Genomic DNA, 18,715 nt, shown 5'->3' on the forward strand with positions numbered 1-18,715 from the left:
CGGGGTTTACCGTTTGGGGTGTCTGGAACTCTCCGTTTCAGACACCCCCTTCCTTTATTCATCCATTAAATCGATAAAAAACACTCCATTATCATAGCTGCAATAGGAAATCTTTTGGATATCCTTGTAACCGAGTGATCTGAGCTGTTGCCTCAGCCATAGATTTGTTTTGCCAATCCGCTTTAAATGGTCTTCTTGAATAGCTCCGTCCATCACTAAAGGCAGATTCATCGAGGCCCCTTCTTCATCAGAATCCTCTTCCACCTTCTTTTTCTCAAACACCGATAGTTTTCCTGATGGTTCAAGAATGGCAAATTCTACATCAGCTACATTCTTCACGTTCTTTTCCCTGAGCTGGACAAGTAGGTCATCAAAGTTATATCGTTGTTTTTTCATTGCCTCTTCATCTATTTTTCCATTATTTATGATCACACTAGGTTTTCCATCAATCAAATCTCTGAATCGTTGGCTTTTTAGTGATACAAAGGCAAGCAGTATTTGAATCCCCATTAACAAAAACATGGGAAGCAGCGAATGGATCAGTGGGTCTTTCGGATTTTCGATGGCCATGACAGCCATTTCGGCAATCATGATAAAGACGACCAGGTCCAAGACACTCAATTCCCCTATTTCTCTTTTTCCCATCACACGGAAGATGAAAAGAATAAGGAAATATAGAAAAATCGTTCTTGCAATGATCAATATGTATTCTTCCAATGCATCCGCCCCCCATGAAAATAGACAATACTAGCTTTAGTTTCCACCCAAAAAATATTTATATTCTATAATGACTTTCTGGTGAATATGCTTGTATTACTTAGCATGTACTATGAAAGGGGAAAAGTGCGCATGGAATCAAAACGACTTGGTTTAGCTATCATGTATGGCTTGATTACCGTTTTTATGTTGGCAATCGTCATCAGTTTAATATTTTCCTTACTTTTGCGGTTCACGTCACTTCAAGAAACTAGTGTGGCATGGATCATTGTGACTTTATCATTTATTACGCTGTTTATTGGTGGATTTATTTCCGGCGGGCGTGGAAAAGAAAAAGGGTGGCTGCTTGGCGGAGCAACAGGCGGTGCCTATACACTTGTCATTTTTCTTTTTCAGTACCTAGGAAATGACTCCTTGTTCACCATGCAGCAAATGTTATTTCATCTTGGATTTATCGGGATCGCCGCTCTTGGTGGGATTTTTGGAGTGAATGTTAGCGGTGGTTATACGTCAAAAGCCTGATAGAAAAAAGAGCATGAACCCACCTTAGGGAACATGCTCTTTAATCATTAGTCTTGAACTACATCTCTAACCGCTTGGCGGTCGTATGTAAGACGAGATCCGTCTCCTGCTTTGATGACAATCTTGTCCTCATCCAATGCATCCACGATACCGTGTAATCCACCGATTGTAACAACTTTGTCCCCTTTTTGCAGGCTAGTCTGCATTTCACGAACTTGCTTTTGACGCTTTTGTTGTGGGCGAATTAACAAGAAGTAGAAAATAGCAAACATTAATACTAAAGGTAAAATAGCACCAGCCATTCCTTCCATGTTGTAACGCCTCCTTTCTCATCAGTCATGTATGGGAAGAGATTTTAGAAGTTCTTTGCATTCGGTTTATTGAATCCATATTTCTCAAAAAACTCTTCTTTGAAGTCCCCCAGACGATCTTCGCGGATCGCTTGTCTGACATTCTCCATTAATTTTACCAGAAAATAAAGGTTATGGTAAGTTGTTAGCCTAATTCCCAAAGTTTCGTCACATTTGATTAGGTGACGGATGTAAGCTCTGGAATAATTTGTGCAAGTATAGCAATCGCACTCCGGATCTAGTGGTCCAAAGTCACGTGCAAACTTCGCATTTTTAACAACCAATCGGCCTTCACTTGTCATTAATGTCCCATTTCGGGCAATTCTAGTCGGCAATACGCAGTCAAACATATCAATCCCGCGAATCGCTCCATCAATCAGGGAATCAGGAGATCCAACACCCATCAGGTAACGCGGTTTGTCTGTCGGCAACCAAGGCGTCGTGAATTCAAGCGTGCGGTTCATGACATCTTTAGGCTCTCCTACAGATAAGCCCCCGACTGCATACCCAGGAAAGTCCATAGATACTAGGTCTTGTGCACTTAACTTACGAAGATCCTCATATTCTCCACCTTGAACGATACCGAACAGGCCTTGGTCTTGTGGACGCTGATGTGCTTCTAAGCAGCGTTCAGCCCAGCGTGACGTACGTTCCACTGATTTTTTCATATATTCATGTGTTGCTGGATATGGTGGACACTCGTCAAATGCCATCATGATATCTGATCCAAGGTCGTTTTGGATGTGCATTGCTTTTTCTGGTGAAAGGAAAAGCTTGTCTCCATTCATATGGTTGCGAAAGTGTACTCCTTCTTCCTCGATTTTACGAAGATCGCTCAGACTGAATACTTGGAAGCCACCGGAGTCGGTAAGAATGGCACGATCCCAGTTCATGAATTTGTGGAGCCCACCTGCTTCTTTGACGATTTCGTTTCCTGGACGCAGCCATAGGTGGTAGGTGTTGCTCAGGATGATTCCTGCTCCCATTGCTTTGACGTCTTCTGGTGACATTGTTTTTACTGTGGCAAGTGTTCCAACAGGCATGAATACTGGTGTTTCAAAGCTTCCGTGTGGTGTGTGGACGATTCCAAGGCGTGCGCCTGTTTGTTTACATGTTTTGATTAGTTCGTATCTGATTGCTGTCATTGTATTCTCCTTAGGATTTCTATAAAGCATTTCATTGATTGGGCTAACACCTGTAGATTTCCGTTCCGGGTGTTCGCTTTCCGCGGGCGGTCCGGAAGCCTCCTCACTTCGTTGCGGGGTCTTCCCTCTCCCTTCCTCCCGCAGGACAAGGAAGACTTCGTAGCGATTCATCGCACGAAGAAAATGCGTTAGCATTTTCGAGGAGTCTCACACCCTGCACTTCAATCTCCAGAGGGGCCCTTTATTACAAAGAAACAGCCTCTTTCATTTTTATAAAATAAGCATGGCGTCGCCGAAGCTGAAGAAGCGGTATCGTTCTTTGACGGCTTCTTCGTAGGCGTGCATGACGTTTTCACGGCCGGCAAGGGCGCTGACTAGCATGATTAGGGTTGATTTTGGCAGGTGGAAGTTGGTGATCATGCCATCAATGGCCGCAAACTTGTAACCTGGGTATATGAATATGTTTGTCCAACCGCTCGCCTCTTTAAACTCTCCATGATCACGTGCAATCGTTTCGAGCGTTCGTGTGGAAGTAGTGCCGACTGTGATGATTCTTCCGCCATTGCTGCGAACATCATTCAAAAGTCTCGCCGTTCCTTCTGACATCTGGTAAAACTCTGCATGCATATCATGTTCTTCTACGGAATCCACGCTCACTGGGCGGAATGTTCCAAGTCCTACGTGAAGGGTAATGAAAGCAGTATGTACGCCTTTATCCTTCAGTGCGTCAAGCAGTTCTTCTGTAAAATGGAGACCCGCAGTCGGTGCTGCAGCAGAACCAGTTTCTCTTGCAAAGACAGTTTGATAGCGGTCTCGATCTTCTAATTGTTCTTTGATATATGGAGGCAAGGGCATTTCTCCCAAACTATCTAACACTTCATAGAAAATACCTTCATAGCGAAAATCAAGTTTTCTTCCGCCATGCTCGCTTTCGCCGGTGCAAATGGCAGTTAAACGGCCATCACCAAAGGAGACCACCGTTCCTTCTTTTACACGTTTGGCAGGCTTGATGAGCGTTTCCCATGTATCGCCTTCCAATTGTTTCAGTAATAGTACTTCAATTTTTGCTCCTGTTTCACTTTTGACGCCAAAGAGTCTGGCTGGCAATACTCTTGTATCGTTCAGAACGAGGCAATCGCCTTCTTTAACGTAGTCGAGTATGGAACGGAAAGTAGGTTCGTGTGTTAGGTTGCCTGTTTGTTTGTTGAGTACCATTAGGCGTGATGCTTCTCTTTGTTCTAGTGGTGTTTGTGCGATTAGTTCTTCTGGTAAGTGGAAATCAAATAAATCTATCTTCATAGTGTCACCTTTTCTTGTTTGCTTTCTTAGAGTCTGGTTGACTCCTGTATCCTTGCGTTCCAGGTGTTCGCTTATCCAGAGGACGGGGCTCGCGCCTCCTCACTTCGTTGTAAGCCACTGAAAATATCACTAATTTAATATATTGTTATGACACCGCTGTTGATTTCCGCAAAGGGCTTCGCTTTCCTAGGGGCACTGCTGGAGCCTCCTCTGCAAGCCTGCGGGGTCTCCACCTAGCGCTATCTCCCTCAGGAGTCTTCGCCTTTTGCTCCAATCAACAGCTAGAGATTACAGGCACATGATATTTCAGTTTCTCAGTGGCTTCCTTCGTTGTGTGCTCTCAACCAACTGTTACTCCCCCGCTGGAGTCTCACACCTTGCACTCCAGTCTACAGGTGGAATCTATTTTATCTAAATCGGCCGATGAAATAAAATATTAGACTGAGTACGATGCTGATGATGATGGAGGTTACGATTGGGAAGAAGAATGTTACGTTCCCTTTTTTGACGACGATGTCTCCTGGGATTTTTCCGACTACTTGCCAGAGGAATCCGACGATTAAAAGTACTGCTCCAGCTACCATCAGCATTTTAGGCAGTTCCATTATTGTTTGGCACCTCCATATTGAAATGACGGTACACCAGTTCTGTCACTACCCGGCCTCGGGGAGTACGTTGCAAAAATCCAATCTGAAGAAGGTATGGTTCATACACATCTTCAATGGTATGGGATTCTTCCCCGATGGTTGCTGCAATCGTATCCACGCCAACCGGACCACCACGGAATTTTTCGATGATGCCCATCAAGAGTTTATGGTCGATATGATCTAACCCAAGTTTATCAACCTGCAAGCGATCTAACGCCTCTTTTGCAAGCGAAGCACTAATGGTATCTTTTCCTAAAACTTGGGCAAAATCCCTTACCCTTCGTAATAGTCGATTGGCGATACGAGGGGTTCCCCTTGCTCTTCTGCTTATCTCTGTGGCTGCGTCTAGTTCTAGTCCAATCTCTAGGATTTGTGCAGTGCGCAAACAGATTTCTGTTAATTGCTCTTCGTTATAATATTCCAGCCTGCTCAGTACCCCAAAACGGTCCCTTAAAGGTGCCGTCAATAAGCCCACTCTTGTGGTAGCCCCAACAAGCGTGAAAGGAGGAAGATCCAGACGAACAGACTTTGAAGTTGGTCCTTTTCCTATCACGATATCTAAACAATAGTCCTCCATGGCAGGATAAAGAACTTCTTCTATGGACCGATGAAGACGGTGAATTTCATCGATAAAAAGAACATCACCCGGTTCTAAGGCAGACAAAATGGCGGCAAGATCTCCTGGCCGCTCGATAGCAGGTCCCGCTGTGGTGCGAAGCTGAACTCCCATCTCATTGGCTATGATGGCTGCAAGCGTCGTTTTCCCCAGTCCTGGAGGGCCATAAAGCAATACATGATCCAATGTTTCCTGGCGCATTTTTGCCGCTTGGATGAATACTTCCAGGTTTTCCTTCACTTTATCCTGGCCAATGTATTGTTGCAGGGTTTGAGGCCGTAAGCTATATTCTAAAGAATGCTCCTCTAAGGTTGCATCCTGCGATACCATGCGATCGTCCATTATGTGGTTCCCCCTTTCTTAAGAATCTGTTTCAAGTCCCATATTATTTTAACAGCAGTTGCAATGCCCTTTTTACATATTGGTCTGTAGAAAGATCTTCCTTTTGCAGGGCGGGAACGATCTTTTTAATTTCCCGTTCGCCATATCCTAGTACCTTCAATGCTTCCAACGCCTCTTCCAAAGCAGAGCTGCTTGCTCCCGGGACACTAACTTCCACATCAGGCTGAAACAGATCTGGAAAGGCACTTGGAACAAGGTCGTTCAGTTTTCCTTTTAAATCTAGTATGATCTGTCTTGCAGTTTTTTTCCCTACACCAGGGAATTTCACAAGGAATTTTTCATCCTCATTTTCTATGGCATGGACCACCTGTGCGGGCTGACCCGATGCTAAAATGGCAAGTGCTCCTTTTGGACCGATGCCTGTAACGTTCAAAAGCTTCATAAATAAATTCTTATCTTCTCTTGTTTTGAAACCATATAGGGCCAAAATATCTTCCCTGACATGCTGATATGTATAAATGGTCACTTCTTTGTCGCGGTCGACCTGATAAATGAAAGGATTTGGTGCATTCACCTGATAGCCCACTCCCATCACTTCCACCACAACATATTCCGGTGACACGTATTCGACAAAACCTCTAATAAAATCGATCAACGTAAAAATACTCCCCTTTTCGTTCAGCTTCTACTCTTCATTTTACCATGAATAGAAGAAACAATCGGCTCAAAAGAAAAAGATAGCATATTTTAGTACAATTGTTAAGGTATTTTACCTTGTCTTGAATCAACGCGAAAAACAGACCAGCAGAACGCCGGCCTGTTTATTGTTTTTTGGTCGTATAAGGCTTGAAAGTCTCAAGTACATGTACATATTCATCTTTGGTCCCCACTTTAATTCCACCCTTTAATTGCTCGTGCTGGTGGCTTTCGAGTTTTCCTACATCAATCTGGAAAAAAGATTGGATGATCTTAGATGCCTCTGTTGGCTTTCCTTCATAGATGGTAAGGATTCCCTCTTCTGAGATTCCAAAGTACCCATTGGATTTCAATAGTGGTGATATGTCATCGATGTATTGTTGGAACACAACTTGTTCCCCGTCCAGGTCAATAACTTGCCAGTCTTCGTATTGAGCCCAAAAGTCCTCCATTGCCCACACGGTCTGGTCCACAATCTCCTCACTTACTTCACCATCCAAGTAAATCCGCTCCAACACTACCTTCAATGTTAATGGGCCGTTTACTTCAAACGCATCTTCCAATACTTCTTCATCCACATATTCATTCTCATCTGCTGCACCTTCATAAGTGGCAAACGTATAAAGCAATCCAGTTGCGGCAACGAACACAACTACCAGAAGGATCCACTTTTTAAGTATGATGGGTTTCATTGTTACATTGCCCCCTCACATTCTCATTAGTTTTATTTCTATTCCAATATTTAATTGTTCTTATCTTTTTTTAGTTTGACCATATTTAGGAATATTAACCATGAGTATTAGGGAAATTTTAAACAAAGAAAAAACAGCCCCCAGTTATAGAGGCTGCTCCTGAAAAGTTATCTTGGCATGGTGCGATAAATACCACGCATCGTTTGATCTAGATCTTGCAAATGCCATTCCCCATTACGCAAGTCATTGTCCACACTTCTTACTGTACTGTAAACACTTGCATCAATTGCAACGCGCAACTCTTTATTTTTCAAAAGAGGTTTGACTGCATCGCGCACCTCACGTTTTAGTTGACGGGCATCCTCTGTCCCATTGTCGGGATTTACCGCAACAAGAACATCATCCCCATTGATTAAAACACGGGCATCATCGACTCCATCCACCTTCGAAGCACGTTTTACGATTCGATCTGCCAGTTTTCCATCATAATTGTTGTAATAGGATGGATTCCCAACATTCTCGATTCCGTTAAGATGTCCATGATAATTCTTGTCTGTACGGCTGTAATGTGGAGTATCATATCCGATATCCATCATACCGCCATTATTACGGTTTGTTGCATTTCTGACTCCATTATCTTTGTTACGTCTTACTCTGTTTTCGTCATAGACAACAGAACGGTCCAAGATTTCATTCAAAGGACCATCATTATCTTCCAGAAGACGGGCATTGCCTCTTTCTTCCGGTTCGCGACGTGTACGGTCATTGTTTACATAAGGATTGTGTTCGCTTGTATAATACCCAATAGGTCTTGTTTCCTCATAATACCTATTGTCTGTTGCACTTTCCTTTTGGCCGCATCCTGTTAGACCGCCAACTAAAAGTGCCGCAGAGGTTACAGTGAATAGTGACTTCCTCAATGTAAAAACCCCCTAACGAGTCAGTTGAGTACTATAGATGTACTCTCCATTAGGGTGACAAGTTAAGGGGTGTTTTATTTTGTTAGTTCTCTCCAAGCTTTTAAAATTTTGGAGGACCGTATGCCAATTGACGTTTATGTTCTGTGCGTTTATGCATTCTATCAATGATTTGCTTATCTTTTTCGGGAATTTCTTCACCCTTCAGATAGCTATCAATCATATTGTAAGTTGTACCCATTTCATTTTCATCTGTTTGGCCCTCCCAAAGTCCTGCACTTGGCGGCTTATTAATGATGCTGTCCGGTACTCCAAGAACTTTCGCCATTTCACGAACTTCGCCTTTGGTGAAATTCACTAATGGAACAAGATCTACTCCACCGTCTCCGTATTTGGTAAAATAGCCAGTATGCCATTCTGCAGCATTATCTGTTCCTACAACCAAATAACCATAGTTGTTGGCCACTGCATAAAGGGTCGTCATACGAAGGCGTGCACGTGTATTTGCATCACCAAGTCGGGATGTTTCCTCGTTCCACTCGCCTTTTTCCTTTAACTGTTTTTCCATTGCTGAGAAAAGCACAGTATGTGTCTCAGAAAGATCGATAGTCGTATGGGAAATCCCACAACTTTCGATAACCTCTAGCGCGTACTCCTGATCTTTCGGGTCACTTTTACAAGGCATAATGACACCAAGGGAATCTTCAGGGAATGCTCGTTTGATTAGATGGGCGACAACTGCGGAATCGATTCCTCCACTTACTCCAACAATTGCTCCATTCAGTCCAGAATCTTTTACTTTTTCTTGTATCCATTGTACCAACTTGGCAATTTTTTCTTCCATTACGTATTCTTCCCTCCATTTAGCAATATTGATTATTGTATCAGATTGTTGTAATTCGTCAAAAATTGTTTGCGCAATTCCCAAGTAGAAATGAAGTAGGAAAGATTGGCAAAGCTGTTTGGCATCCTTTCATCGCCGATTGATTTTGAAAAATGATTCCCTTCTCGTAAAATGTCCATTGGAAAAGACAGAGCCGTTCTGAACCACGGATGGTCTTTGCCCATATCAATTAGTTTGGAATGAATCTGAAACAAGCTACCATTCCATTTTATAAAAGGAAGAATTCTGCTTGCATATTGAACAAAATCCCATTCCGCACTTCCAACTGAAAGCAGGTCATAATCAATTAAATACACTTTATTATCTGCAGCTCTAATGAAATTATGACTTGCCACATCACCATGAAGAACCACTTCGTCTGATTCCACATATTCTTTTGCAAGCGAGTTCAAGGAAAGATGACTATAGTATACAATTTCACTAATTACATGAGGGTTAAACCATTTTGTTAATATTGGGCCATGACTTTCGAAAATACGAAGCCGATTTTGCCATTTCGCAACCGTGTTTTCCTTTGGAAGATCAAGTGGAAGGTTTGATAGGATCGTTTTGCTGTGATGATGAAATTTTTGCAGAGTAAGCAGTCCATCTTCTCGGTCCTTTTCCTTTGAAAAACTGAACTTTCTCTTAGGGGAAATATACTTTAACAGAACCCAAACTATCCCTTGTTCATTAAGAAGGAATGAACCGTCTGAAAATTTCTCGTACATAAGTCCCGTATGAAATCCGCTCTTATGTAAAAGTTGGCTAAAACGGATGATGGAGTCTAGATTATCTGGTTCCGTATAACCCTTTAAAATATACAAACCTTCTTCTGTAAGGATTTTATAGAGATTAGGTTTTACTTTAGTGTAGGAATGGATGATGAGCTTTGTTTCCTCGGACAGACGAAAGAAAAGACGATTTCGATTGAAATCGTCTCTAAAGATCGGATGATCAGTTTTCATCATCAATTTCCGGACCTTCAAAATCTGAACCTTCATTTCGTTCTTCATTTGATACACCGTACCCATAACCTTGAGGATTGTAATAGCCCGGAGCAATAGGATAGCCATAAGGTGCATAACCATAAGGTACATCATTTCGATAACCTTGAGGTGCTCCACAACCACAATCTCCACCGGAGCTAGCTCCTGCGACTTGTTGCTGTTGTTGGTCACCATCCATTTGTCCGAATCCCGAACCTGGAGAAACTGGCCCCATCGGATAGCATGGATAGCCTCCCATTGGTCCCATAGGCATTCCTTGTGGCATCATTTGTGGCATACCCATTCCTTGCATTCCTGGCATCATCTGTGGCATGCCCATTCCTTGCATCCCTGGCATCATCTGTGGCATACCCATTCCTTGCATCCCATTTTGAGCCATTTGGTCTTGAACACCCATTACCGCACTTTCCATTTCTTCATTGCTCATGTTCGGCATTTGCCCCATCTGTTGCAGTTGTTGCATTTGCTGCATCATTTGCTGTTGCATTTGACCGTAATCCACATCAGGAGATTCTTCACCTTGTTGAACTCCCATTACTTGTGATCCATCCATCCCTTGCATCCCCGGCATACCCATTTTTTGCATTCCTGGCATCATCCCTGGCATGCCCATTCCTTGCATCCCTGGCATCATTCCTGGCATGCCCATTCCTTGCATTCCTGGCATCATCCCTGGCATACCCATTCCTTGCATCCCCGGCATCATCTGTGGCATACCCATTCCTTGCATTCCTGGCATCATTCCTGGCATGCCCATTCCTGGTCCGCCCCAACCTGGTCCCCATCCATGGTGATGGTGATGATGTTTAGGAGGATATGGAGGGCACAATCCGCTTCCTGGCAATACAGGCGATACAGGATAGCATTCTTCCATTGCCGGTTGTTGCACACCCATCACTTGTTCCGGACTTTCAGGACTCTCCTCTTTTGGTTTTGGTATGTTCACTGGCATGTTCTCATTTGACATGCCAAGATTCGGCATATTCACATTTGGCATCTTTATGTTAGGCATTTTCGCATTTGGCATTTTAATGTTCGGCATCTTCGGCATTTTTTCATTAGGCTGCTTGTGAGGAACATTAACCGTCAAATAATTATTTACATCCACTTCAGGAAAATACGGCTTTAATTGCGGCATTTTCGGTTTATATGGAGTTTTTTGAGCTTCTTTTACTGGTTGCTCTTTCACCGCAGGCTTTTTCGGCATCTCCTTATAAGGATGCTGCGCTTTAGGCGCCTGTACTCCCATTACTTGCTTTGGTGCTTCTTTCGTCACACCCATCACTTGGCTTTCTTTCTTGACAGGTACCCCTGCCATCGGCACTTTTATTTTCATTCCAGGCATAATCATGTCAGGATTGCTTAATTGTGAATTCGATTTCTTTAGTTCTTCGAAATTCACATTGTATTTCTGGGCAATCTTCCACAATGTATCCCCTTTTTGGACAATATGGATTTTCAAGGATTTTCCCTCCTTAGCAAAGTCTTTACAGTCTATGAGTTGTGTAGGCATTTTGCCACTATTCTTCAACTCAACTTATGCGTCAAAAGGGGAGTTTATGATAAAAAACATGGACACCGCAGGGAAAAAAAGATTTTTTCCTAGGGAAAAATAAATTTTTCACGGCGGTGCCCATTTTTTATGTTTTTTTAGGATTAAGCGTGTTCAAGCATTTTGTTTAGTGCGGATATTGCTTGTTGTGCTACATCTTGTTCGACTTGAATTCTATTGATAGTTTCACCGTTTTCGATGGATTCAAGCGCCCATAGTAGGTGAGGGAGGTCGATCCGGTTCATGGTAAGGCATGGACACATGTTTGGATTCAGGGAAACGATTTCTTTGTCTGGATGTTGTTGGATGATTCTGTTTACGAGGTTCATCTCTGTCCCGATTGCCCATTGACTGCCGGCTTCTGCTTTTTCGATTGTTTCGATGATATATTTTGTGCTTCCAGCCAAATCACTTTTTTGCACCACTTCCCACGTACACTCCGGATGCACGAGAATCTTCATCTCAGGTTTATCTCTTCTAAGTTGCTCAATATTGCCAAGCGTGAATTTTTCATGAACAGAACAATGCCCTTTCCAAAGAATCACTTTCACATTGGAAGGATCACCATCATATTCCAGTTCATCTGTTATCGGATTCCAAACTGCCATTTCTTCAAGTGGAACGCCTAAATCATAAGCAGTGTTTCTGCCAAGGTGTTGATCTGGCAAGAATAAGATTCTTTCTTTTTGCGTAAATGCCCATTCTACCATTTTATGTGCATTGGAAGAAGTAACAGTGGCCCCTCCCCTTTTTCCGCAAAATGCCTTAATGGCTGCGGTAGAATTCACATAAGTTAATGGCAGCATACTGTCCCCAAAAACCTTTTCAAGCTTTTCCCATGCACGCTCTGTTTGATGAATATCTGCCATGTCCGCCATCGAACAGCCTGCCCTCATATCCGGCAATATCACCACTTGACTTTCATTCGTCAAAATATCTGCCGTCTCGGCCATAAAATGCACGCCGCAAAAAACGATAAAGCTTGCTGTCGTTTCTGCTGCGGCTTGTGCAAGTTGCAAGGAATCCCCTGTCGCATCAGCAAATTCAATGACTTCATCTTTTTGATAATGATGGCCGGGAATAAACAGATCCTCTCCAAGCTTCTCTTTTATTTCTTTCACCCTAGCTCTCATCTCATCTGTCGTCATATCACGATATTTAGAAGGCAACAGCCCGGTATCTTTTTTCACCATATCTAGTATATTCATCCTGTTAAACTCCTTTCGCCCCAACGTTAAAACTGATATCTAGTGATTTTGCTGAGTGGGTAAGCAACCCTAATGAAATATAATCAACACCAGTGTCCCTATAAGAGGCAATGTTAGTAAGGTTGATGCCTCCCGAAGCCTCTGTTAGGATGTGTTTTGGTACATGCTGAATGAAGTCTTTTATTTCATCTGGTGTCCGGTTATCAAACATAATGACGTCTGCACCCACTTCCACAGCTTCCTCTACCTGGGCCAAGGATTCCGTTTCCACCTCGATTTTGACCATATGACCGACTTTTTCCCGCACACGTTGAACGGCGTTTGTGATGCTCCCCGCAAACTCGATATGGTTATCCTTAATCATCACGCCATCATACAATCCAAAGCGGTGATTATAGCCACCTCCACAGGTAACAGCGTATTTTTCCAACATCCTTAATCCCGGAGTTGTTTTTCTTGTATCACAGATTTTTGTATGATTGCTAGCAAGTGCTGAAACGGCAGCAGCAGTCAGCGTCGCAATTCCACTCATACGCTGTGTCAAATTCAGGGTCACTCTTTCTGCACCAAGTAACGCCCGCATTTTCCCCTCTGCTTTTGCAATCTCTTCCCCTTTTTCCAATGTGTCTCCATCTTTTTTGAAAACAGTCACTTGAATTTCCGGATCGAGTAAACGCATGGCTTCATGGATAATCTGTTCTCCGACAAAAATACCGTTTTCTTTTGCTATAAAAGTTCCGGACCCTGTTTCATTTTCAGCAAACAGTGCTTCAGAAGTTAAATCTTTTTCACCGATATCCTCTTTATAAAAATGACGCAGCATCTCTTGCAGCATGATTGTATTCATCTATTTCTTTCTCCTTTCCCAATGCGCTTCCTTCCTTTTGAACATGCAAAATCCGGACCTGTCGCCAAGATTCTTTTGCTACAGGAAAGTCTGAACGAAAATGAGCTCCTCGACTTTCCTTTCGTTGCAGGGCAGCTTCTGTAATCAGATAGCATAATTGAAGCATGTGAATGGTTTCTATATCTTCGACTCTTAATATATCTGTAAGATGGTTAATCGCCTGGCAGTAAGGTTGGAAGAGTTTGAGCCATTCCTTTAACTCAACTAACCCTTCCTCATGACGGACAATTCCTGCATGCTTCATCATCATGTGTTGAATTTCTTCTTTTGATGGAAGTGGCACGGCCCGCTGCAGAAGAATATCCATATCCATTTTCTCCGTAGCGTTTATTTTCCAGAGAAATTGATGAGTTACTATTTTTTCATTTAAAAGATGATCCGCAAGAGCCTTAGAAAAAACGATGGTCTCAAGCAAAGAGTTACTTGCTAATCGATTTGCTCCATGCACCCCATTGCAGGCAGCCTCTCCAACAGCGTACAACCCTTTTAGCGATGTTTCTCCATGAACACTTGTATAAATACCGCCCATATAAAAGTGAGCTCCCGGCACTACCGGAATGAGATTAGCCTTTAAATCGATACCGTGCTTTGTACATAGTTTGGTGATGGCAGGAAATCTTGTTTGGAAATGATCCACTTTAGATATATTCAGGTATACTTTTTCACCATTGTCGAGCTCCTGAAAAATGGCCCGTGACACAACATCTCTTGGTGCGAGGTCCTTAAATGGATGTACATTTTCCATAAACCTGTGAGCTTTTCCATTTTGAAGAAATGCCCCTTCCCCACGTACTGCTTCCGAAACAAGCCCGACCGCTTTTCCGTCTATACAAAGCATCGTTGGGTGAAATTGCATAAATTCTAAATCTGTTAGAGTCGCTCCTGCTTGATAAGCAAGCGACAAAGCCATACCAGTGATGCTTTCATTATTGGATGTATAAGGATAAAGGGATCCCGCTCCACCCGTTGCCAAGATCACTTTATCTGCAAAATAATCGGTCCGTTGCCCGTTGGAATTGAATGTTTGCACGCCGCAGCAATGGTCATTTTGGACATGCAACTTGATAACGGTTTCATGTTCCACCATGAGTACTTTTTTAGACAGCCTCGATTGAAGCCACTCCATCAATTCCTTGCCTGTCTGATCTCCACCGGCGTGAAGAATTCTTCTTTTGGAATGGGCACCTTCCATGCCAAGGGAATATTCACCCAGACCGTCCCGATCAAACTGCATCCCATTTTGAATCAATGCTTGCAGCTCGCCTGGCCCACATTTTGTAAGCAGTTCTACCGCATCTTCTTCATTGTGATAACACCCGGCGACCATGGTATCTTCGTAATGCAATTGCCAAGAATCTGTATGTTCGATGGCACAAGCAACTCCTCCTTGTGCAAGAAAAGAATTATTATCATTTTTACTAGACTTTGTGAAAATAATCACATTCATATGCTCACTTAAATAATTTGCAGTCAACAAAGCGGATAGTCCGCTACCAACTACAATGACATCTCGCTGTAAACTAGACACAAAAAAACCTCCTGTGTATATAAGTGTCTTGACACCTATATTTACATATTTCTATACTAATGACAAGAGATTTTTTACAAGACCGAGAGTTTGCTAGTTTTAGCAGTCTATTTAGGGGAAGGAGTTTTCAAACATGATATATCTCGATTACGCAGCTACTACCCCAATGAGCAATGAAGCCTTGGAGGCCTACCAACATGTGGCACGCAATTATTATGGAAACAGCAGCAGTTTACACGACACAGGCACCACCGCCTCTGACCTGCTCGAAACCTGCAGAGGCGAGCTTGCAAGGATAATTTCAGGAAAAAAGGAAGGCATTTATTTTACAAGCGGTGGAAGTGAGGCAAACTTTCTGGCCATACGCTCGCTTTTAAAAGGATGCGGGCATAAAGGAAAACACATCATTACCACCGCAACTGAGCACGCTTCCATTCATTCCCTTTGCAAGTCATTAGAGAAAGAGGGCTATGAAGTGACGTGGCTGCCAGTAGACTCTAATGGAATTATTGCACTTTCTCAATTAAAAGCAGCATTGAGGAAGGACACTTGCCTTGTCTCCATCCACCATGCCAATTCTGAGACGGGAATCTTGCAGCCCCTTGAAGCGATCGGCGGACTCCTAAAGGAGAAAAATATCCACTTTCATAGCGATTGTGTCCAGACATTTGGTAAAATACCAATAGACGTGGAGAAGCTCCACCTAACCAGCATCTCGATATCCTCCCATAAAATTTACGGACCAAAGGGTGTCGGGGCGTTATTTATCAATCCAAAAGCTTCGTGGAAATCCGTATATGAAGGCGCGAGTCACGAAAAAGGGATGCGTCCCGGTACGGTAGACGTCCCAGGAATCGCTTCTTTTCTAACCGCCGCCCAACAAATGGAGTCCTCCATGCAGGATCTAAAAGAAAAATATGAAACGATGCGAATTCATTTTTTAAGACTGATTCAGCAATCTTGGCTGCCTATAGTAGTAGAAGGAGAGAATGTACAAGGTCTGCCACATATCCTTGGCCTAAGATTACCCGGGATAGAGGGACAGCATGTGATGCTAGAATGCAATCGAAAAGGCATTGCCATCTCTACAGGAAGCGCGTGTCAAATGGGATCCCAATCTCCATCAAGAACCATGATTGCCACCGGAAAGACACCGGATGAAGCACGTGAATTTGTTCGCCTTTCATTTGGAAAACAAACCACCATCAGAGACCTTGAATTAGCTGTCGAGGCTCTTAAAGAAATTATAGAAGAACGGATAAAAAGGAGCGGCTAACATATGACGCAAGAAAAGAAAGTACTTGGAGAAGAACGACGCAATCTCCTTTTGCACTGGCTGCAAACGGAAGACAAGCCACTGACCGGCGGAGAATTAGCAGGGCGGACGAATGTTAGCAGACAAGTCATCGTCCAGGACATCTCCCTTTTAAAAGCAAAAAACGAACCGATCCTTGCAACAAGCCAAGGCTACGTCTATATGAAACCTTTCGGCGAACAGGTAAAAAAAGAGCGAATCATCGTGTCTTTCCATGAGCCGCACAGGACGAAAGAAGAACTTTATATCCTAGTCGACCACGGCGTGACAGTAAAGGACGTGCGAATCGAGCATCCTGTTTACGGAGATTTGAACGCGTCAGTCATGGTGTCAAGCCGCGCGGAAGTGGATGCTTTTATCCGAAAAATAAAGCAGACGAATGCTTCATACTTGTCTCAATTGACAGACGGAACGCATTTGCATACGATTGAGGCGGATTCTGAGGAAAAGCTGGATGCGGCGTGTGCGGCATTGAAGGAAGCTGGGATGGTGGTGGAGTAGGGTGGGGAGCGGGTTTCTATGTTACCGTTTGGCCGGGGGGCGGAGTGGTTTTGGGCTTTGAGAGGGCCTCTCTGTTACCGTTTGGCCGGGGACGGGGTGGTTTTGGGCTTTGAGACGGCCTCTCTGTTACCGTTTGGACGGGGGCGGGGTGGGTTCGGGCTTTGAGAGGGCTTCTCTGTTACCGTTTGTCGAAGCGCGTGACGAGTTCGGGCGGAGAGAAAAGTTTCTATTAGACTTTTCAACTGCTTTTTAATCGGCTTCGGGCGGAGAGAACCCTTCTATTAGACTTTTCCTCCTGCTTCCTAACCGCTTCGGGCGTATAGAACCGTTCTATTAGACCTTTCCTCCTGCTTCCTACCGGCTTCGGGCGTATAGAATGCCCGCAAACAAAAAAAGCAGAAAAACCTCCCAAAGGTGCCCCTTACTTCAGCACCCCTAGAAGGGTTTTCCAAACAAAACAACATTACCTCAATAAATAACTATTGTATCTCCCCAACACTTTCACCGAACACCCCAACGCCTCCAGCTCCTCAATGGCTGGCGGTATCAATGGATGCTCCACTTCCTCATTAATATCAATAATGAAAAAATAGTTACCCAAACCCGTTTTCATTGGGCGGGATTCGATTTTCGACAGGTTCAGCTTTCTCCATGCAAATACAGATAAAACTTGGTGAAGAGCACCAGATTGATCCGTGGGAAGCGACACCATCATTGTTGTCTTTTTCCCAATATTGTCGTGCTCTTCATTATGTAGCATCACTTTCTCATCACGATGCAGGATGATAAACTTGGTGTGATTGTTATCATAGTCGTGGATATTTTCCTGCAACACACATAGGTTATATTCTTTCGCTGCAAGCGAATTGGCAATACAGGCTGCCTTTTTAGAAAGTCTGTGATCAGAGATTAGTTTTGCTGCAGCGGCAGTGGAGGAAGTGGTTTCATACACTGCGTTAGGATATTTTTTATGTAAGAATTTATGGCACTGGGCAATCGCATGGGAATGTGAATAGATCACTTCCAGCTCTCCGCCATTTTTTATATGATTGGGATGCACTAATAAATGCTGGCTAATTGGAATGGTCAGCTCCCCTACAATCGGCAAGGGACAATCGTGAATGAGGTAATCAAGCGTCACATTGACTGACCCTTCAATTGCGTTCTCAAGCGGGACAACCGCCATGTCGACCTTGCCCTCTAATACTGCATCCATGCATTCAGGAATGGTGGAAAATGCCTTTTTAAAAGACTCTGGAAAAAACTTTGTTACCGCCATGTCAGTAAAAGTTGCCTTCGGTCCTAAAAATCCAATTCTTGTCATGCTCTCTACTCCCCTATCTCCACTATGCTTCCTTAGGGTCGCACTTGTTCTAAAACTTAAGCGCCTGTCCCTAAGATCTCTACTTTATCTACAAATTCTAATCGCTTCAGCATCGAAAGTAAAGCGTTGATATCACCTTTTAATCCAGACATATCAAGCGAAAGGGTCACATTTGCCTTCCCTTGTAACGGGATAGTCTGGTGAATGGTCAATACATTGCAGCCGACCGTTGCTACGGTTGCAAGCAATTGCGATAAGGCGCCTGTTTGATCTTCCAGGTGAAAAAATAAAGTCATGATTTTTTCTTTTACCATGGTGTGAAACGGAAAAACGGTATCGCGATATTTGTAAAAAGCACTGCGGCTGAGGTCTACCTTTTGTACCGCTTCAGCAATGGAATCTACTTTCCCGCGTGCAAGCATTTCTTTTACTTCAATCGACTTTTTCATCGCTTCTGGCAGGACATCCTCGCGCACTAAAAAGAACTTCTCCTCTAACATCGGATTTCTCTCCTTTTTTTCGTATATGTAAAGAAGAGAGGATA

20 protein-coding genes are annotated in these 18,715 nt (G+C 43.4%); 3 read left to right on the forward strand and 17 right to left on the reverse strand.

All coding sequences use genetic code 11. The annotated features are described in order from the left end of the window. Window positions 1-54 precede the first annotated feature (54 nt). Complete coding sequence (locus B4U37_RS15850) at window positions 55-717, reverse strand: DUF421 domain-containing protein (RefSeq protein ID WP_187443831.1); 663 nt, start codon at window positions 715-717, stop codon at window positions 55-57. 132 nt (window positions 718-849) lie between these two features. Here B4U37_RS15850 and B4U37_RS15855 point away from each other — a divergent pair, with 132 nt between their 5' ends. Then, on the forward strand, window positions 850-1,239 hold the full coding sequence (locus B4U37_RS15855) for a TIGR04086 family membrane protein (protein WP_088018975.1): 390 nt from the start codon (window positions 850-852) through the stop codon (window positions 1,237-1,239). Window positions 1,240-1,286: 47 nt separating this feature from the next. Here B4U37_RS15855 and yajC read toward each other — a convergent pair whose 3' ends face one another. The 14 genes from yajC to nadB form a co-directional block, all read right to left on the reverse strand. Beyond that, window positions 1,287-1,550 carry a preprotein translocase subunit YajC gene (yajC, locus tag B4U37_RS15860; protein WP_010195975.1) on the reverse strand — a complete coding sequence of 88 codons (264 nt, stop codon included), beginning with the start codon at window positions 1,548-1,550 and terminating at the stop codon, window positions 1,287-1,289. 44 nt (window positions 1,551-1,594) lie between these two features. Further along, window positions 1,595-2,734, reverse strand: a complete 1,140-nt coding sequence (gene tgt / locus B4U37_RS15865) for a tRNA guanosine(34) transglycosylase Tgt (RefSeq protein ID WP_047969770.1) — start codon at window positions 2,732-2,734, stop codon at window positions 1,595-1,597. 270 nt (window positions 2,735-3,004) lie between these two features. Beyond that, window positions 3,005-4,033, reverse strand: coding sequence for a tRNA preQ1(34) S-adenosylmethionine ribosyltransferase-isomerase QueA (gene queA, locus B4U37_RS15870; RefSeq protein WP_088018976.1), 1,029 nt, complete (start codon window positions 4,031-4,033; stop codon window positions 3,005-3,007). 407 nt (window positions 4,034-4,440) lie between these two features. Then, window positions 4,441-4,638 carry a DUF2905 domain-containing protein gene (locus tag B4U37_RS15875; protein WP_088018977.1) on the reverse strand — a complete coding sequence of 66 codons (198 nt, stop codon included), beginning with the start codon at window positions 4,636-4,638 and terminating at the stop codon, window positions 4,441-4,443. Next, window positions 4,625-5,638, reverse strand: a complete 1,014-nt coding sequence (gene ruvB / locus B4U37_RS15880) for a Holliday junction branch migration DNA helicase RuvB (RefSeq protein WP_088018978.1) — start codon at window positions 5,636-5,638, stop codon at window positions 4,625-4,627. Before ruvB ends, B4U37_RS15875 begins: the two co-directional genes overlap by 14 nt. Window positions 5,639-5,681: 43 nt before the next feature. After that, on the reverse strand, window positions 5,682-6,293 hold the full coding sequence (gene ruvA, locus B4U37_RS15885; RefSeq protein WP_010195964.1) for a Holliday junction branch migration protein RuvA: 612 nt from the start codon (window positions 6,291-6,293) through the stop codon (window positions 5,682-5,684). A gap of 166 nt (window positions 6,294-6,459) precedes the next feature. Then, window positions 6,460-7,026, reverse strand: a complete 567-nt coding sequence (locus B4U37_RS15890; protein ID WP_088018979.1) for an intercompartmental signaling factor BofC — start codon at window positions 7,024-7,026, stop codon at window positions 6,460-6,462. A gap of 167 nt (window positions 7,027-7,193) precedes the next feature. Then, the gene (locus B4U37_RS15895; RefSeq protein ID WP_088018980.1) at window positions 7,194-7,946 is read right to left on the reverse strand and encodes a YhcN/YlaJ family sporulation lipoprotein; all 753 of its coding nucleotides are present in this window, start codon (window positions 7,944-7,946) and stop codon (window positions 7,194-7,196) included. A gap of 100 nt (window positions 7,947-8,046) precedes the next feature. After that, on the reverse strand, window positions 8,047-8,787 hold the full coding sequence (gene nadE / locus B4U37_RS15900) for an NAD(+) synthase (protein WP_088018981.1): 741 nt from the start codon (window positions 8,785-8,787) through the stop codon (window positions 8,047-8,049). A gap of 32 nt (window positions 8,788-8,819) precedes the next feature. Next, window positions 8,820-9,797 carry a phosphotransferase gene (locus tag B4U37_RS15905; RefSeq protein ID WP_088018982.1) on the reverse strand — a complete coding sequence of 326 codons (978 nt, stop codon included), beginning with the start codon at window positions 9,795-9,797 and terminating at the stop codon, window positions 8,820-8,822. Beyond that, a complete protein-coding gene (safA, locus tag B4U37_RS22260) occupies window positions 9,784-11,298 on the reverse strand; it encodes a SafA/ExsA family spore coat assembly protein (protein WP_198317034.1) in 1,515 nt (504 codons plus the stop codon). Before safA ends, B4U37_RS15905 begins: the two co-directional genes overlap by 14 nt. Window positions 11,299-11,492: 194 nt before the next feature. After that, on the reverse strand, window positions 11,493-12,596 hold the full coding sequence (gene nadA / locus B4U37_RS15915; RefSeq protein WP_088018983.1) for a quinolinate synthase NadA: 1,104 nt from the start codon (window positions 12,594-12,596) through the stop codon (window positions 11,493-11,495). A gap of 4 nt (window positions 12,597-12,600) precedes the next feature. Next, complete coding sequence (gene nadC, locus B4U37_RS15920) at window positions 12,601-13,443, reverse strand: carboxylating nicotinate-nucleotide diphosphorylase (RefSeq protein ID WP_088018984.1); 843 nt, start codon at window positions 13,441-13,443, stop codon at window positions 12,601-12,603. Then, the gene (gene nadB, locus B4U37_RS15925; RefSeq protein ID WP_088018985.1) at window positions 13,400-15,031 is read right to left on the reverse strand and encodes an L-aspartate oxidase; all 1,632 of its coding nucleotides are present in this window, start codon (window positions 15,029-15,031) and stop codon (window positions 13,400-13,402) included. Before nadB ends, nadC begins: the two co-directional genes overlap by 44 nt. A 133-nt stretch (window positions 15,032-15,164) precedes the next feature. On the opposite strand from nadB, the gene B4U37_RS15930 reads away from it, so the two are divergent. Both B4U37_RS15930 and B4U37_RS15935 read left to right on the forward strand, forming a co-directional pair. Continuing rightward, on the forward strand, window positions 15,165-16,307 hold the full coding sequence (locus B4U37_RS15930) for an IscS subfamily cysteine desulfurase (RefSeq protein ID WP_088018986.1): 1,143 nt from the start codon (window positions 15,165-15,167) through the stop codon (window positions 16,305-16,307). Between the two features lie 3 nt (window positions 16,308-16,310). Beyond that, window positions 16,311-16,847 (forward strand): transcription repressor NadR, encoded by a 537-nt coding sequence (locus B4U37_RS15935; RefSeq protein ID WP_010195937.1) that lies wholly within the window; start codon window positions 16,311-16,313, stop codon window positions 16,845-16,847. Window positions 16,848-17,310: 463 nt separating this feature from the next. Here B4U37_RS15935 and pheA read toward each other — a convergent pair whose 3' ends face one another. Continuing rightward, window positions 17,311-18,171, reverse strand: a complete 861-nt coding sequence (gene pheA, locus B4U37_RS15940) for a prephenate dehydratase (protein ID WP_088018987.1) — start codon at window positions 18,169-18,171, stop codon at window positions 17,311-17,313. A 56-nt stretch (window positions 18,172-18,227) separates the two neighbouring features. Continuing rightward, complete coding sequence (locus tag B4U37_RS15945) at window positions 18,228-18,671, reverse strand: ACT domain-containing protein (RefSeq protein ID WP_010195933.1); 444 nt, start codon at window positions 18,669-18,671, stop codon at window positions 18,228-18,230. Between the last annotated feature and the right edge of the window lie 44 nt (window positions 18,672-18,715).

It is taken from the genome of Sutcliffiella horikoshii (genome assembly GCF_002157855.1).
In the GTDB taxonomy this organism is placed as follows: domain Bacteria; phylum Bacillota; class Bacilli; order Bacillales; family Bacillaceae_I; genus Sutcliffiella_A; species Sutcliffiella_A horikoshii_C.

Bases quoted from the DNA above. Each gene is read 5' to 3' on its own strand.
- B4U37_RS15855 (WP_088018975.1), top strand. From the start codon at position 850: ATGGAATCAAAACGACTTGGTTTAGCTATCATGTATGGCTTGATTACC.
- yajC (WP_010195975.1), bottom strand. From the start codon at position 1,550: ATGGAAGGAATGGCTGGTGCTATTTTACCTTTAGTATTAATGTTTGCT.
- tgt (WP_047969770.1), bottom strand. From the start codon at position 2,734: ATGACAGCAATCAGATACGAACTAATCAAAACATGTAAACAAACAGGC.
- queA (WP_088018976.1), bottom strand. From the start codon at position 4,033: ATGAAGATAGATTTATTTGATTTCCACTTACCAGAAGAACTAATCGCA.
- B4U37_RS15875 (WP_088018977.1), bottom strand. From the start codon at position 4,638: ATGGAACTGCCTAAAATGCTGATGGTAGCTGGAGCAGTACTTTTAATC.
- ruvB (WP_088018978.1), bottom strand. From the start codon at position 5,638: ATGGACGATCGCATGGTATCGCAGGATGCAACCTTAGAGGAGCATTCT.
- B4U37_RS15890 (WP_088018979.1), bottom strand. From the start codon at position 7,026: ATGAAACCCATCATACTTAAAAAGTGGATCCTTCTGGTAGTTGTGTTC.
- nadE (WP_088018981.1), bottom strand. From the start codon at position 8,787: ATGGAAGAAAAAATTGCCAAGTTGGTACAATGGATACAAGAAAAAGTA.
- B4U37_RS15905 (WP_088018982.1), bottom strand. From the start codon at position 9,797: ATGATGAAAACTGATCATCCGATCTTTAGAGACGATTTCAATCGAAAT.
- nadA (WP_088018983.1), bottom strand. From the start codon at position 12,596: ATGAATATACTAGATATGGTGAAAAAAGATACCGGGCTGTTGCCTTCT.
- nadC (WP_088018984.1), bottom strand. From the start codon at position 13,443: ATGAATACAATCATGCTGCAAGAGATGCTGCGTCATTTTTATAAAGAG.
- B4U37_RS15930 (WP_088018986.1), top strand. From the start codon at position 15,165: ATGATATATCTCGATTACGCAGCTACTACCCCAATGAGCAATGAAGCC.
- B4U37_RS15935 (WP_010195937.1), top strand. From the start codon at position 16,311: ATGACGCAAGAAAAGAAAGTACTTGGAGAAGAACGACGCAATCTCCTT.
- pheA (WP_088018987.1), bottom strand. From the start codon at position 18,171: ATGACAAGAATTGGATTTTTAGGACCGAAGGCAACTTTTACTGACATG.
- B4U37_RS15945 (WP_010195933.1), bottom strand. From the start codon at position 18,671: ATGTTAGAGGAGAAGTTCTTTTTAGTGCGCGAGGATGTCCTGCCAGAA.